The following is a 14,201-nucleotide window of genomic DNA, read 5'->3' as shown; positions in this document are numbered from 1 at the left end:
TAAAATATTCATAAGTTTGACAAAAATTTCGGGCTTACAAATCACATTATGGAAAAAAACAAGATATACGATGTTATTATTATAGGAGGGAGTTATGCAGGGCTTTCGGCAGCTATGGCCCTCGGAAGGTCGTTAAACCAAACCTTGGTTATTGATGGGGGCGAGCCATGTAATAGGCAAACTCCACATTCCCACAATTTTTTGACTCAAGACGGCAAACCTCCCAAGGAGATTGCCGACCTCGCAACAAGGCAGGTTAAGGACTATGAAAGTGTTGCGTTTTTTAAAGGCTTTGCATTAAATGCAAGTACATCTACAAGTGGTTTTCTTGTCCGTACCGATACTGGGGATGTTTTTGAGGGAAAAAAATTGATTATGGCCACAGGCATCAAGGATTTGCTGCCTGATATTCCGGGTTTTCAAGAATGCTGGGGGATTTCCGTGATACATTGTCCCTATTGCCATGGGTATGAATACCGCGGTAAAAAAACAGGGATATGGGCACCGGCAGAAAAAGCATTTCATTTGGCTCCGTTGTTGCTCAACCTTACCGATGATCTTACCATTCTAGGCCAAGAAGTGTCAAATTTTACCGAAGAAGAGTTAAAAACACTTCAAAAGCATGGTGTCAAAATGGTAAATCATAATGTTATGGCAATTGAACATGAAAATGGATACCTCCATAAAGTGGTCCTTGATAATGGGGACAAAATTTCCTTTTCGGCCGTTTATGCGGGTGTCCCATTTGAACAAAGTTCGGATATTCCCAATTCGCTGGGCTGTGAACTTACCGAAAAAGGTTTTATTAAAACGGACCATTTTCAGAAGACCACTGTGCCTGGAGTGTTTGCTTGTGGGGACAACAGTATTTCCATGCGGTCGGTTGCCCAAGCTGTGGCATCGGGCAACTTGGCAGGCGCCATGGCCAATATGGAACTCTCGAAAGAATCATTTTAAAAGAATCATTTTAAAACAAACTTCATGAAGATAAAAAACCAAACTTTTGACATAATTGCACTTACAAGCTCGTTTATTTGTGCCATTCACTGCGCGGCTGTGCCCATTCTGCTATCATTCCCATCCTTGTCCAGCCTACATTTTTTACACAATCCACTTATTGAATGGTCGTTTATCGGACTTGGTGTTGTCTTTGTATTTGTTTCCCTTTGGCCGAGCTATAAAAAAGTACATCGTAAATCAAGGCCTTTGCTCATTGCCGCCCTTGGTTTTGGTATAATTGCACTGGGCAGGTTGGATTTCAGCGGAACTTGGGAAGTCGTACATACGGTGTTTGGGGCCATCATGGTTGCTGTGGCCCATTTTATAAACTGGAAGTTGTTGCGTTTTAGGGGAGGGCATAAACATTAAAGTGCCGGGGGACAAACTTGATCATAATTTTAGCATCGACCTAACTGTTTTTGGACCAGGAGAATGTCCAAAATGTAAGAAACACCACCTCTTGGTATTTTCTATGTGCACAGTTTATGGGAAAGCCCCTTTAATTAAAAACATGCAAGCGATAGCTGGTGGCTTGGGGGTTAACCCACCGCCGGTTCCATTAAACGCAATTGTTTTTTATAGGCATTAAAGTAAGCCTCAACGCCTATGGGGAGGGTCGAATTTTGCGGTATGTGTCCAAAGCTCATGCCATAAGCGGCGGGAATGCCCAATGGGGAAATCCTGTCCATGATTACTTCCCTTAACGTAAAGTTTTCGGTAGTACGTTTACGGTCGCACCCTTTGCAAACACCAAAAATTATTCCCTTGGCCTTGGTAAAGCTTTCAACATCGCTAAGTTGGGTAAGCATACGGTCAATGCGGTACGGGGCTTCCTCCACATCTTCCAATAGTACGAGTTTGTCCGTAAAGTCGATTTCATAAGGAGTTCCTATCATGGCGGCCACCAAGGTTAAACTACCCCCTACAAGCTCGCCTTGACCAATGCCGGCGGTAATCGTATATCGGTAGTATTCGCTGTTGCGGTATTGTTTCGGGTCTTTTAATATGGCATTTTTGATGGGCAGTGTTTGCTGTGGTTCCATCAATACTTTTTTGAAGTAAACCTGACTGTACTCATCATCCAGCGTTTTTCCAACTGGTCCGTGAAAACCAATAAGACCGGTTTTTTTATAAATGGTGTTGATCAATGCGGTGATGTCGCTGAAACCAATTAAGGCCTTTGGGTTGTTTTCGATGACCCCATAATCCAATAAGTCAAGAATACGGGTGCATCCATATCCGCCACGGGCACAGAGAATGGCATCAATATCCGGGTTGGCAAACATTTCGTTCACATCCTTTGCGCGTTCTTCGTCGGTATCGCTGAAATAACCGTAATTACCTTTTATACGATCGGTGTGATAGGTCTTGAAACCCATTTTTTGCAGCGTGTCCAAAGCCAGATAGAGTGCTTCCTGTTCAATGGCAAATCCAGGGGCAACAAGGCCAATGGTATCCCCAAGTTTTAATTTTTTGGGCTTGATCTTGGGCTTGGGATCTGGGAAAGTTTGATGGCCCCAAGTGGTTTGGTGCAAAAGGGTGGCAGCTCCCAGAGCTGTTGCCGATTTTAAAAAACTTCTTCTTTTGGACATTGTTGAATCCCTCATAGAGGGTTTGACTCCCCGACGTTCTAGGTCGAAATGGATTATTTTTTTGGTTTGTACACCCCGTAGGCTTGCCCCCGAGGCAGTTGATTTATCAATACAAAATATAAAAATGCACAAAATTTAAAAGAACAGCATCAATTAATCACTGTTTCTTTCGTCTCTTAGTAATTGTCTTTGGATTTTTCTGATGGCCGATTCGATGGATTTTTCGGGTTCTATGATATTGTATTCGCCCCAAAAATCAGGATCCGAGAAGCCGGAGGCCTCATCACTTAGGATAATGGACTTTCGGATCTGTTGCCGATATCTGGGCCTTTCGGTCTTGCTTACTCTTTCCCAATCGGTGATGGCCATTTCGGCTGTCATGCTGTACTGTGAATTGAACCATTTATCGGCCCAGTCCACTTTAAACTCCATAAATACGCTGCTATAGCCGTAATGCCACTTTCCATCTTTTTCCCGGTAATCAACACGGTAGGAGACCTCTGTGGGCCATACATCCACTTTCGCGGGCTTTCTGCGCACAAAAAGTTGGGCAGCTTTGTTCCTATCTGTAATGTTCAATGAAAAAATGGCACCGGTTAAGATCTTATTCTCGACATCGATGTACAGTTCCCCGCGATATAAGGGCTCCAAAATACCTTCATGCTGATTGAATTTGATGACATAGATCAACCGATCATTGGTCATTGTGGAGCGATCAAAGGTAAATTTGTAGTTGGATAGGGACTCTTCCGAGAATATATATTCCGGGTACTTCATCATATCTACATACAAGGTGTTGTAAGGCCCCCCCTGAAGCTTTAGTGCCACGGTGTCCAACTTGCTGTAATCGGTGCTTTTTCTAGCCTTGTAAAGTTCAACGGCATCGTCCCGGGTGGAACTGTAAGGTGTTTTGTATACATTGACCACCGCTTCAGCCAAAGAAACGTTCCTTCTTCGTCTTTTTATGGTTTCTCGATAAAAGGCCGTCATTAACGAAGGATCTTCAAAATAATTCTCATCCCTGTTCTTTAGGGTCTCCTTGACCAAGGCCAACGCATCTTTTGGGGCGTTCACATTGATTTCCGAAAGCCTTGTAACGGACACCTCTAAGGATATTTCGTTTTTTTCACGTTCAAGGCTGGCAATGGGAACCTTTTTGGTTTTGTAGCCCAAAAATGAAACCACCACATTTTTGTTGGTGTATTCTTTGGGTACTTTTAAAAGAAAGTTTCCTTCTGTATTGGTAATGGTACTTATGTTGGTGCCTTCTACAGTGAGTGTGGCAAAAACCAAAGATTTATTGCTCGATGCCTCTTTGACCTCCCCACTATATTCATTGAAATCGACCGCTGCACCGTCTTGTTGAAAAGCAAAGGCCTCTGTTGGGCTTAACAGTGCCATAGCGCATAGTGCCAATGGCAAAAATGCATGGTGTTTTATGTTTAAAATCAATGATGGGATTCTCAGCGGCATATCGGCAATTTTTCTTTGTTATTTTTTATTAAATATACAAAATTTAGGGCGCAAATTTTCGTACCATTTTAGTTAAAAAACCGAACAATCCACTTAAAATCAGTTTGTAGGAACTTTAGTCCACCATAAAGAGCGCATTGGCAAAAAACAACTTGCCGTTTTCCCAAAATCCTCGGAACAAGGGGTTGTCCACCAAATAAATTACATGGCCGCGACCAAAATTTTCCACCCCGAATATTAAGGATTCGGAAATCTTTTTCTGTGCCTCTATACCTGCAAAACCAGAAAAGGGTTTGGTGTTTTGTTCGAGGTACACCGCATTTCCGTTGTCCAGATATTCATAGGCACTGCTTCCTAGCTTTAAAGAGAAATAATCGGAACCATAGCCGTAGGCCAATGGATTGGAGCTATCCACCTTGGTCTTGAAGATTGCGCCGGTAATCGCTCCCTTGATGCGTTCCCGCTCCCAATCTTTATAGGGTTGGGGGGTGTTTTCGGTGGAATCCTTTTCCACTTTCTTTTTCTTGATCCCAAATCCCTTTTTACCATCAAGGGCATCGATGGACCCGCCCATGGCAATGATTTTTCCGCCTTGTCTTACCCAATTCTTTAGCTTGGATAGTTGGTCTTCGTTAAAATGGTTGTCGTAACGCCCATCCGGCAGAACCAAAATGTTGTACTCGTTCAAGTCCACCCGGTTTGCATAGTCATCATCAATAACGGTAAGAGGGTAATGCAATTGTCGCTCAAAAAAGTGCCAAATTTCCCCGAATCGTAATGTTGAGGTGGGGCCACCGGATAAAACGGCGATCTTTGGCCTGCTTATCATTTGAATGGAAGAGGAACCAAAATCCTTACCTGAATCCACAAAACCTGTACTTGTGGAGGTAATCTCCTTTTTAAATGTAGCAGCAATGGTTTGCAGGGTTTGAATAAAATCTTCCTTGTTTTCGTTATCACCTTTGGTGATGATCAACGTACCACGCGCAAAGGATTTGCCTTCGATACTAAAAGGGTGGTCTGCTTTGCGAACCCTTATTCCCTCGTTTAGTAGGGCCGCCAAAAATCGGGCATCGTCCATGCTGTTCCAATCGGTCAGATAGGCATAGCTTCCGTTATTGATACCTGAAGGTACCATAACTTCTTCCGTGTTTAGGGAAGATACTTTGGACGTGGAGGCAATGGCGTCCAATCCATAGGCGTAGGGCAGCGACCAAGCGGTGATATCGTAGGTCAAAGAATCCGAAAGTTTGGCATTGGGCTCGAACAATACTTTTACCAAGGTGCCTTTGGGCTGGTCGGTAGATACTACCATACCATTTTTGTTGATGGACAGGCTGCCGTTGTTTCCGGTACCGTAGCTATGTCCTTTGTAAGAACCACTGGAAAGATCGCCGTATACAATATTGTGTTTGTCCAAAAGGGATTTAAGGGCATTCAATTTGTCCTTGCCGCCCTTTAGTACATAGCTTTTGTACTTAAAATCCTTATTTTGATGGAACTTCCTGAATTCCTCATTCAATTTATCCGCATTCTGGGAAGAAACCTCCACGGTGGAGAGCCCAGTGGTAAAGTGATGGGCAATCCGGTCTTTTAAGGTAAGTGTGTCACCAATAGCCGTGATAATCCCAAGCCCGGCCCTGCCACTTCCACCTTGTTCGTAGGTCATTCCAACAGAGCCGTTGTAAATGGGGTAGGTATCACCATAGCTGGGGTATAAGAGGTCAAAAACTTCTTTGGTGAAGTAAAACCAACCGTTGGCATCAAAATATTTGGCGTGATTTCTACCAAGGGTTACTTGAAAATCACGCTGAAAATCGGTGATCACCTCATGATAGGGTTCTGCCGCAGGTGCAAAATAATAGGGATTGTTCACCCCCTGCTCATGGAAATCCACATGGATGTGGGGCAACCATTGGTTGAACATTTTTAACCGTTGTTGGCTCTCTACCTGTGTCAACCACGCCCAGTCACGGTTCAGGTCGAACATATAATGGTTGCTCCGTCCGCTCCACCAACCTTCGTGGTGTTCCTTGCTGTTGGGATCCACTTGATACGGGCTGTTCTTATATTGATTGTACCAGTTGCTGTATCTGTCGCGCCCATCCGGGTTGATACACGGATCCATAATCACCACGGTGTTTTCCAGATAAGAACTCTTTTTGGTCAAAAGTTCATAAATGGTCTTCATGGAAGCCTCTGTGCTCACACTTTCGTTACCGTGTACATTATAGCTCAGCCAAACAATGGCCTTGGATGCATTTCCTCCTCCTCCTTCGGTATCCTTTAAATGATCCTGTCTGATGGTTTCCAGATTGGCCAAGTTTTCTGCGGAGGATACGTAGGCCAAGATCAAAGGCCTACGCTCGTAGGTCTGGCCATAAAAGGTAAGCTGCACCCTGTCCGGGGCGGATTCAGCCAAATACTCGTAATAATCCACCACTTCGTGATGACGGGTAAACTGTGTTCCGAGTTCGTACCCCAAAAATTCTGATGGGGATTTTAGTTGTTGTGCCGATACGGAAATTGATACGAAAAGAATGAGGGAAAATAAAAATCTGGTCATGCTTGGGTTAATTGGTTCTACCAAATCTACTAATAAATTGAGGCAGAATCCTAATTTTATTGGGCCCGACCCGCTAAAACCACATAAAATTCAATTAACGTATTTTTGGGATGAGAAAAAAAGAAGAGACTTATCTTTGAACACCTCATTGCAATTTTTAATGGAAGTAGAATGTATACCCTTTAAGGAGACCGGTTATTTTTCCCAATTAATTTGTGACTATCTCGATCAGAAAAAAGAATTATCCCCTTTTTTTAATAGATATCCTTTGCCCGAAAACTTTGGTGATCAAATCAAAGAAAAGGCCACAAACTATCCCAAAGCGCATCGAAAAGTCTTGGTCAATGCATTAAAGGAGCAATACCAAGGCGTTGAGGTTTCCAATGCAACGCAAAAAAATAGGGATGCCTTGTCCAAAGAGACCACATTTACGGTGGTAACCGGGCATCAGTTAAATTTATTTACGGGGCCCCTGTACTTCCTTTATAAAATTGTATCCACCATCAATTTGGCCAAACAACTCAATAAGGAACATCCAAAAAACCACTTTGTGCCGGTTTATTGGATGGCCACGGAGGATCATGATTTTGATGAGATCAATTATTTTAACCTGCACGGAAAAAAGGTGCTTTGGAACAAAAAGGCATCTGGAGCGGTAGGTCGATTATCTACGGAAGGCCTGGAGGAGGTGTTCGAGATATTTTCTGCGGAACTTGGAAATTTAGGACTTACAGAAAAGCTGAAAGACCTGTTTAAAAAAGCATATTTAGAGCATTCAACCCTTACCGAAGCCACCCGGTATCTTGCCAATGCACTGTTTGGTGACCAAGGTTTGGTGATTGTGGACGGCGATGATAAAGGTTTGAAGGAATTACTCGTTCCCTATGCCAAAAAGGATATACTGGAGCACACACCCCATAAAAAAATATCGGAAACAATCGATGCATTGGGGAAAGCTTCTCCGGACTATACCATTCAGGTAAACCCAAGGGAGATCAACTATTTTTATTTAAAGGATGGTCTGCGAGAACGAATTATCCTAAAAAAAGGGAAATACCATGTGATCAATACGCATATCGATTTTACCGAGGAAGAACTTTTAAAGGAACTTGACGGGCATCCCGAACGGTTTTCGCCCAATGTAGTGGCGCGACCTTTGTACCAAGAAGTGATTTTGCCCAACCTTTGCTACATTGGCGGGGGAGGGGAATTGGCCTATTGGTTGGAGCTTAAATCCTATTTTGATGGGGTTGGGGTTACATTTCCTATGTTGATGCTTCGAAATTCAGCTTTGCTCATAACGGAAAAGCAATCGGAAAAAGTGGAACGGATGGGATTGAAGGTTTCCCATCTATTCATGAAACAACATTCGCTGATCAATAAAAAGATACGCGACATCTCCAATATCGACATCGATTTTTCGCCACAGAAACAGTTGTTGGAAGAGCAGTTCCAGCACATGTACGAACTGGCCGAACAAACCGATAAAAGCTTTTTGGGAGCTGTAAAGGCGCAGGAGGTAAAGCAGAAAAAAGGCTTGGACAACTTGGAAAAACGGTTGTTGCGAGCCCAAAAAAGAAAATTAAAGGACCATGTGGTGCGGTTGACCGATCTTCAAAATGAGTTGTTCCCCAACCGATCGCTACAGGAAAGACAGCTCAACTTTTCGGAAATATACATGGAAATGGGAGAGGATTTGATTCCTTTGCTGTTGGAGACATTGGACCCCTTTTCCAAAGGCTTTACAATTTTAAGGCACAATTGATTGCTGCCTGATACCATTCAATACATTGATCTTTTTCATAAAAGCTTGCAACCAAAGTAGGGTATTTATGCTCTGGGTTGTTCCATAGGTGTAAATAGCTATGAAAATTTAAATTTTGAGTTGGTTAACTCATATGTTTAGGTTGGTTTTGATTTTATTTTTATTGAAAAGCCCTGGAGTGGTTCCCAGGGCTTTTTGTTTTTTATTGGCTTAAAATGATTTTAGAACAAATCCTTGAAATGTGATTTTACTTCGAACAGCGTAGCCTCCTTCATGGTGTCGAACCTAATATCGGCATGTCCTACACGCTCTTCGGGACCTATACCCACACTGTGAAAGTTGCCGGCTTTGGCAGCATCTATCCCTTTCTCGGCATCCTCAAAAACAATGCAGTTTTCTGGGCGCAATCCTAATCTTTCCGAAGCATAAAGGAAAATATCCGGGGCAGGCTTGCTTTTGGAAACGCTATTGCCATCACCGATTACATCAAAAAAATGGGTGGCCTTGAGCTGTTTCAACACTTTTGGGGCATTTTTACTGGCACTACCAAGGGCAACGCTAAAGCCCTCGGACCTTAAATGAGTTAAAAGTTCCCTGGCACCCGGCAAATAATCCTCTTGTGTCATGCTATCCAAACTTTCAACATATATGTCGTTCTTTTTTGTGGCAAGTTCAAGAATGGTCGCATCGTCCAAGCTAAGCCCGTTATGGTCCATTATCACCTTTATGGAATCCATTCTGGATATTCCCCGTAGTTTTTCATTAAGGGCACGATCAAATTGCCAACCCATATCGTCCGACAATTTTTTCCAAGCAGCGTAATGCAGTTCGGCAGTATCTGTGATTACGCCATCCAAATCAAAAATAAATCCCTTGATCATGGTCAGTGTTATTTAAAGGGCAAAGAAATAATGAAATCAGTTAAGAAAAAAACTAGATAAGTATGTACTTTTTTCAAAAGAAAGTGTAGGGCGCCTTTATAAAGATTGAGTTGTTGATAACCCGTTGGAATAACTTCATGGAAAAAGTTGTCTTAAATATCCTTTAAAAGATACTTTTGCAACTAAAGCAAATTCCTATTTTTGCCCATGCATAACAACGTACTCATCCTAGACTTTGGTTCCCAGTACACACAACTGATCGCAAGACGCGTTAGGGAACTCAACATTTACTCAGAAATTAAACCCTACAATAAACTGCCCGAGGATTTATCGGATTACAAGGCGGTTATCCTTTCCGGTTCACCATCTTCGGTGCGCTCGGAGCATGCCCCGCATCCCGATTTGTCCGAAATAAAAGGCAAGAAACCTTTGTTGGGCATTTGCTATGGTGCACAATATCTATCCCATTTTCATGGTGGTAACGTGGCTCCGTCCGCCACTCGGGAATATGGGAGGGCCAATCTGTCCTATGTAAATCCAGAAGACGATTTTTTACAAGGCATTGGCGAAGGAAGCCAAGTGTGGATGAGCCATAGCGATACCATTAAGGAACTGCCCGAAGGAGCCATCCGTTTGGCCAGTACCCATGATGTGGAAAATGCAGCTTATAAGATTGATGGTGAAATGACCTACGGGATTCAATTCCACCCCGAAGTGTACCACACCACCGATGGTAAAAAGCTATTGGAAAACTTTTTGGTGAACATTGCTGGATTAAAACAGGATTGGACGCCGGATGCTTTTGTTGAAACAACCGTGGAAGAGCTTCGCAAGGAAATCGGTGACGAAAAAGTCATCTTGGGACTTTCCGGTGGAGTGGACTCCAGTGTGGCGGCCATGTTGTTGCACAAAGCGATTGGCGATCATTTGTACTGTATTTTCGTGAACAACGGTCTTTTGCGCAAAAACGAGTTCGAAAGTGTTTTGGACCAATACAAGCATATGGGATTAAATGTTAAGGGTGTTGATGCTTCGGCACGCTTTTTGGATGCCCTGAAAGGAGAATCGGACCCTGAAGGTAAAAGAAAAATCATCGGCAGGGTCTTTATTGAGGTTTTTGATGATGAGTCCCACAAAGTGGAAAATGCGAAATGGTTGGCGCAAGGAACCATTTATCCGGATAGGATTGAATCGGTATCGGCCAGCGGTGGACCATCAGCGGTAATAAAAAGTCACCACAATGTAGGCGGATTGCCCGATTATATGAAATTGAAAGTGGTGGAACCCTTGAAAATGTTGTTCAAAGATGAGGTGCGAAGAGTGGGGGCAAGTATGGATATGCCCGCAGAAATTTTGGGAAGACATCCGTTTCCGGGCCCCGGTCTTGGAATCCGTATCTTGGGAGATATAACCGCAGAAAAAGTGGCTATTTTGCAAGAAGTGGATGCCATTTTTATTGATGGACTCAAAAAATGGGGACTTTATGACAAGGTTTGGCAGGCCGGAGCCATGCTTTTGCCTGTAGATAGTGTAGGGGTAATGGGAGATGAGCGCACCTACGAAAAATGTGTAGCACTCAGAGCTGTTGAAAGCACCGATGGAATGACGGCCGATTGGGTGAATTTACCCTACGAATTCCTGCAAAAGACCTCTAATGATATAATAAATAAAGTTAAAGGCGTTAATAGAGTGGTGTACGACATTAGCTCAAAACCACCGGCAACTATAGAATGGGAATGAAAAAACATATGTTACAACTGGTTTTTACCATGGTCTTTTTGTTGGCCATGGTGCCGGTATCCGCACAAAACTACGCAACACATGCTGTAAAGGAAGGGGAAACGCTTAAAAGCATTTCCCAACAATACAGGGTAACGCCCTACAGCATTTTACAGGCCAACAAGGAAATCAAAAGTGCTTCCGATGTAAAGGAAAACACCATACTTATAATTCCCTTGAACGGAAAACCTGTTGAAACCAAAACGGAGACAAAAGAGGAACAAGAGGAAGAAGAAGTAAAGCCGATTCGTTTCATACGGCACAGGGTACGAAGAAAGGAAACCCTTTTTGGACTAACGCAGAAATACAACATTACCGAGGATCAACTAAAGAGATACAACACCAAATTGTATTCCGAAACCCTAGAACGTAGGATGGTGCTCCAAATCCCTGTGTTTCCCGAGGTGGACCCCGATGAAGAAAAGGAGTTGGATTTTGAAACCTATACTGTTCAGCCCAAGGAAACCCGTTGGAGCATTGCCCACAAATATGGCATAAGTGTGGATAGCCTTTTGGTGCTGAACCCGGAATTGGACAAGAACACCAACTATTTGGCCGCTGGTGAAGAATTGAAACTGCCAAGGCCAAAAGGCGATAGCCTCAAGGAACAAAAGGTGGAATTGTTTACGTCCTATACCGTACCGCCAAAAATGACCCTTTACAGTTTGGGAAGGGAGTATGGTATTCCAACGGATTCCATTGTAAGGCTCAACCCCGAGATCATGAAAGAGGGTGGCCTAAAAGAAGGAATGGTGGTACGACTCCCCAAAAAGAAGAACAAAGAAGGCGAGGTGAACACGGAAAACTTTATTTTTTACGAAGTAAAGCCTAAGCAAAACATATTCAGAATCACCCAAAACCTGAAAATTACCAGGGATGAGCTGTTCCGTTTAAACCCGGCCTTGGAAAATGGGCTAAAAGCTGGAATGGTCTTAAAATTGCCCAAAGAAAAGGCAGAGGAATTGGAAGTGAAGAATGCCTTGGTTCTGGATAAGATCAATTTGGTGGACAGCATTAATGTGGAAAACAGGCCCAAACTGGTTTTTATGCTTCCTTTCCGATTGGACAAGGTAAATGTGGCCGATACAGAAAAGGCGGAGGCACTGATCAAAAACCGTAGGGACATAGCATTGAGTCTTGGATTTTATACCGGGGCCATGGTGGCTTTGGATTCCATTAAAAAGTTAGGGGTCTCGGTGGATGTTAAAACCTACGATACCCAACTGGACCAAACCAAGGTCAAAGAAATCCTATTTAGGGAAAATCTAACCGGGGTAGACGCCATTATAGGCCCATTGGCAGCCGGGCCCTTGGACGAAGCAGCTGTTCAAGCTTCGGCAAAAAACATTCCTGTGATCGCCCCAATTGCTTCAGATAGTAAGTTGAGCCATGCCAATGTATTCTACTCCGTACCAAGGGATGTTGTACTACGGGATAAAATGCTCTCCCACATGGAAAAAATCCATAAGGGCGAAAACGTGATAATCATTGCGGATTCTACCCATCAAGTAGCGCATGATTCCATTTTGAGCAAATTCCCGGCAGCACAAATCGCAAAGGTAATCGACAACAAATCATTGCATTTGGATGAATTTTTGATCAAACTATCCGAAGACAAGGAAAATTGGGTGTTCCTCGAAACAGATCAGCCCAATATGGTGTCCAGCGTTACTTCTATCCTGAACTCGGCCAACACAGCTTCCATGGTGGATTCCGAAGAGACCAAGAAAATCAAGGTACGCATGTTTACCACGAGTTATAACGATGCTTTTGATGATGAGGCCGTCTCCAGGACCCATCTTTCCAATCTTAAGTTTACCTACCCATCGTTCTACCGGGTGTCTGGGAATGATGCCTTTACCAGGGCATACACGAAAAAGTACAATGGAAACTTACCGGATAAATATGCTGTTCGCGGTTTTGATGTAACTATGGACATACTGCTAAAGCTCGCATACAAGAAGAACCTTTTCGAAACTTCAAAGTATATCGGTCTAACAGAATATGCAGGAAGTGGATTTGATTATTTCAACGACTGGACTTCCGGCTATTTTAACCGAGCCTGCTACATTATGCAGTATGATGACCTTACATTAAAAGAAGTTAAGCTCAAAAATGACGTCAAAAGTAACCTATAACGGAAACCTGCGCACTACCTGTGTGCACGTACGTTCCGGAAACGAGTTTATTACCGATGCCCCGGTCGATAACAATGGAAAGGGCGAGGCTTTTTCACCAACCGACACGGTGGCGACCGGCTTGGCCAACTGTATGATGACCATGATGGGAATCAAGGCCCGAGATATGGATGTGGATTTGACAGGGTCCACTGCCGAGGTAACCAAGCACATGGCGGCGAACCCAAGAAGAATCTCAAAAATCGAAGTGAAATTCGAGTTGCCGTCATCGGTGTCCGAAAAGCACAGGAAAATTTTGGTGCATACGGCCAATACCTGCCCGGTGCACTATAGCCTGCACCCCGATATTGAAAAAATAATCGAATTTAATTGGGTAAAATAATTTCCATAGGATGTATTTTTCTACTTGGTTTTTTGGGATTTGCACAAGAAATCGAGGAGGGAATCCCTTGGAACGGGAACATACGGCTTACTTGGGCCGATTTTAAGGGAGAAGTACCGCCAGGGGAGGAATCTGCGGCAACTACTGCGAGCGGCATCAGCTATACCTATTCGGCCAATCTGTTGCACCACGAGGTGAATTTGGATTTTGAGGTAAACGCTTATTTCTACCCCAACGAGTCTTGGTACCGACCCGAACTGTGCAACGAGAACACATTGGCCCACGAACAGCTCCATTTTGATATTACCGAGGTGTTTGCCCGTAAGATGCGGGAAAAATTACGTAGAACTTCTTTTTCCGATGATGTAAAGGCAGAGGTCAGAAAGATTTATAGCGATATTTTAAAGGAGCTGCAAACCTACCAAGAGCGATACGATTGGGAGACCAACTTTTCCCGAAACCGTGAGAAGCAGTTGGAATGGAACCAAAAGATAGCTGAAGCCTTGAAAAACGAAGCAAAAGGTTAATTGTATTTCTCCTTAATTGGTTGACATTTTTTAGCTATGGAATAAAAAAATGAGGGGACTAGCCCCTCAATTTCTATATCAAACTAACTAAAAGTGTTT

At 43.4% G+C, this 14,201-nt stretch carries 11 protein-coding genes; 7 read left to right on the top strand and 4 right to left on the bottom strand.

Translation table 11 applies throughout. The features are described 5' to 3' along the window. The first annotated feature begins 48 nt into the window (after positions 1-48). On the top strand, positions 49-957 hold the full coding sequence (locus AC13CC_RS03730) for an NAD(P)/FAD-dependent oxidoreductase (RefSeq protein ID WP_482875756.1): 909 nt from the start codon (positions 49-51) through the stop codon (positions 955-957). Between the two features lie 24 nt (positions 958-981). Further along, positions 982-1,368, top strand: coding sequence for a MerC domain-containing protein (locus AC13CC_RS03725; RefSeq protein WP_482875755.1), 387 nt, complete (start codon positions 982-984; stop codon positions 1,366-1,368). Between the two features lie 170 nt (positions 1,369-1,538). Here the strand turns inward: AC13CC_RS03725 and AC13CC_RS03720 are convergent, their stop codons facing one another. The 3 genes from AC13CC_RS03720 to AC13CC_RS03710 form a co-directional block, all read right to left on the bottom strand. Next, on the bottom strand, positions 1,539-2,606 hold the full coding sequence (locus AC13CC_RS03720) for an LD-carboxypeptidase (protein WP_482875754.1): 1,068 nt from the start codon (positions 2,604-2,606) through the stop codon (positions 1,539-1,541). A 138-nt stretch (positions 2,607-2,744) separates the two neighbouring features. Then, complete coding sequence (locus AC13CC_RS03715; protein WP_482875753.1) at positions 2,745-4,064, bottom strand: carboxypeptidase-like regulatory domain-containing protein; 1,320 nt, start codon at positions 4,062-4,064, stop codon at positions 2,745-2,747. 115 nt (positions 4,065-4,179) lie between these two features. After that, entirely contained in the window at positions 4,180-6,630 is a 2,451-nt protein-coding gene (locus tag AC13CC_RS03710; protein WP_482875752.1) for a M14 family metallopeptidase, read from the bottom strand. Positions 6,631-6,790: 160 nt separating this feature from the next. Here AC13CC_RS03710 and bshC point away from each other — a divergent pair, with 160 nt between their 5' ends. After that, a complete protein-coding gene (gene bshC / locus AC13CC_RS03705; RefSeq protein ID WP_482875751.1) occupies positions 6,791-8,395 on the top strand; it encodes a bacillithiol biosynthesis cysteine-adding enzyme BshC in 1,605 nt (534 codons plus the stop codon). A gap of 221 nt (positions 8,396-8,616) precedes the next feature. Here bshC and pgmB read toward each other — a convergent pair whose 3' ends face one another. After that, positions 8,617-9,276, bottom strand: coding sequence for a beta-phosphoglucomutase (gene pgmB / locus AC13CC_RS03700; protein WP_482875750.1), 660 nt, complete (start codon positions 9,274-9,276; stop codon positions 8,617-8,619). Between the two features lie 207 nt (positions 9,277-9,483). On the opposite strand from pgmB, the gene guaA reads away from it, so the two are divergent. The 4 genes from guaA to AC13CC_RS03680 are packed head-to-tail and all read left to right on the top strand — an operon-like array spanning position 9,484 to position 14,102. Then, positions 9,484-11,016, top strand: a complete 1,533-nt coding sequence (guaA, locus tag AC13CC_RS03695; protein WP_482875749.1) for a glutamine-hydrolyzing GMP synthase — start codon at positions 9,484-9,486, stop codon at positions 11,014-11,016. Continuing rightward, the gene (locus AC13CC_RS03690) at positions 11,013-13,193 is read left to right on the top strand and encodes a LysM peptidoglycan-binding domain-containing protein (protein WP_482875748.1); all 2,181 of its coding nucleotides are present in this window, start codon (positions 11,013-11,015) and stop codon (positions 13,191-13,193) included. The genes guaA and AC13CC_RS03690 overlap by 4 nt, the downstream gene beginning before the upstream one ends. Continuing rightward, the gene (locus AC13CC_RS03685) at positions 13,171-13,575 is read left to right on the top strand and encodes an OsmC family protein (protein ID WP_163625627.1); all 405 of its coding nucleotides are present in this window, start codon (positions 13,171-13,173) and stop codon (positions 13,573-13,575) included. The genes AC13CC_RS03690 and AC13CC_RS03685 overlap by 23 nt, the downstream gene beginning before the upstream one ends. Further along, positions 13,563-14,102: a DUF922 domain-containing protein gene (locus tag AC13CC_RS03680; protein ID WP_482875747.1), complete on the top strand. Its 540-nt coding sequence runs from the start codon at positions 13,563-13,565 to the stop codon at positions 14,100-14,102. Before AC13CC_RS03685 ends, AC13CC_RS03680 begins: the two co-directional genes overlap by 13 nt. Positions 14,103-14,201: the final 99 nt, after the last annotated feature.

The sequence above is a fragment of the Flagellimonas sp. L-11 genome, from assembly GCF_056857735.1.
Note: the sequence above shows the minus strand (reverse complement) of the source record. Positions and strands in the feature narration are given on the sequence as shown.

Bases quoted from the DNA above. Each gene is read 5' to 3' on its own strand.
- AC13CC_RS03730 (WP_482875756.1), top strand. From the start codon at position 49: ATGGAAAAAAACAAGATATACGATGTTATTATTATAGGAGGGAGTTAT.
- AC13CC_RS03725 (WP_482875755.1), top strand. From the start codon at position 982: ATGAAGATAAAAAACCAAACTTTTGACATAATTGCACTTACAAGCTCG.
- AC13CC_RS03720 (WP_482875754.1), bottom strand. From the start codon at position 2,606: ATGAGGGATTCAACAATGTCCAAAAGAAGAAGTTTTTTAAAATCGGCA.
- AC13CC_RS03715 (WP_482875753.1), bottom strand. From the start codon at position 4,064: ATGCCGCTGAGAATCCCATCATTGATTTTAAACATAAAACACCATGCA.
- AC13CC_RS03710 (WP_482875752.1), bottom strand. From the start codon at position 6,630: ATGACCAGATTTTTATTTTCCCTCATTCTTTTCGTATCAATTTCCGTA.
- bshC (WP_482875751.1), top strand. From the start codon at position 6,791: ATGGAAGTAGAATGTATACCCTTTAAGGAGACCGGTTATTTTTCCCAA.
- pgmB (WP_482875750.1), bottom strand. From the start codon at position 9,276: ATGATCAAGGGATTTATTTTTGATTTGGATGGCGTAATCACAGATACT.
- guaA (WP_482875749.1), top strand. From the start codon at position 9,484: ATGCATAACAACGTACTCATCCTAGACTTTGGTTCCCAGTACACACAA.
- AC13CC_RS03690 (WP_482875748.1), top strand. From the start codon at position 11,013: ATGAAAAAACATATGTTACAACTGGTTTTTACCATGGTCTTTTTGTTG.
- AC13CC_RS03685 (WP_163625627.1), top strand. From the start codon at position 13,171: ATGACGTCAAAAGTAACCTATAACGGAAACCTGCGCACTACCTGTGTG.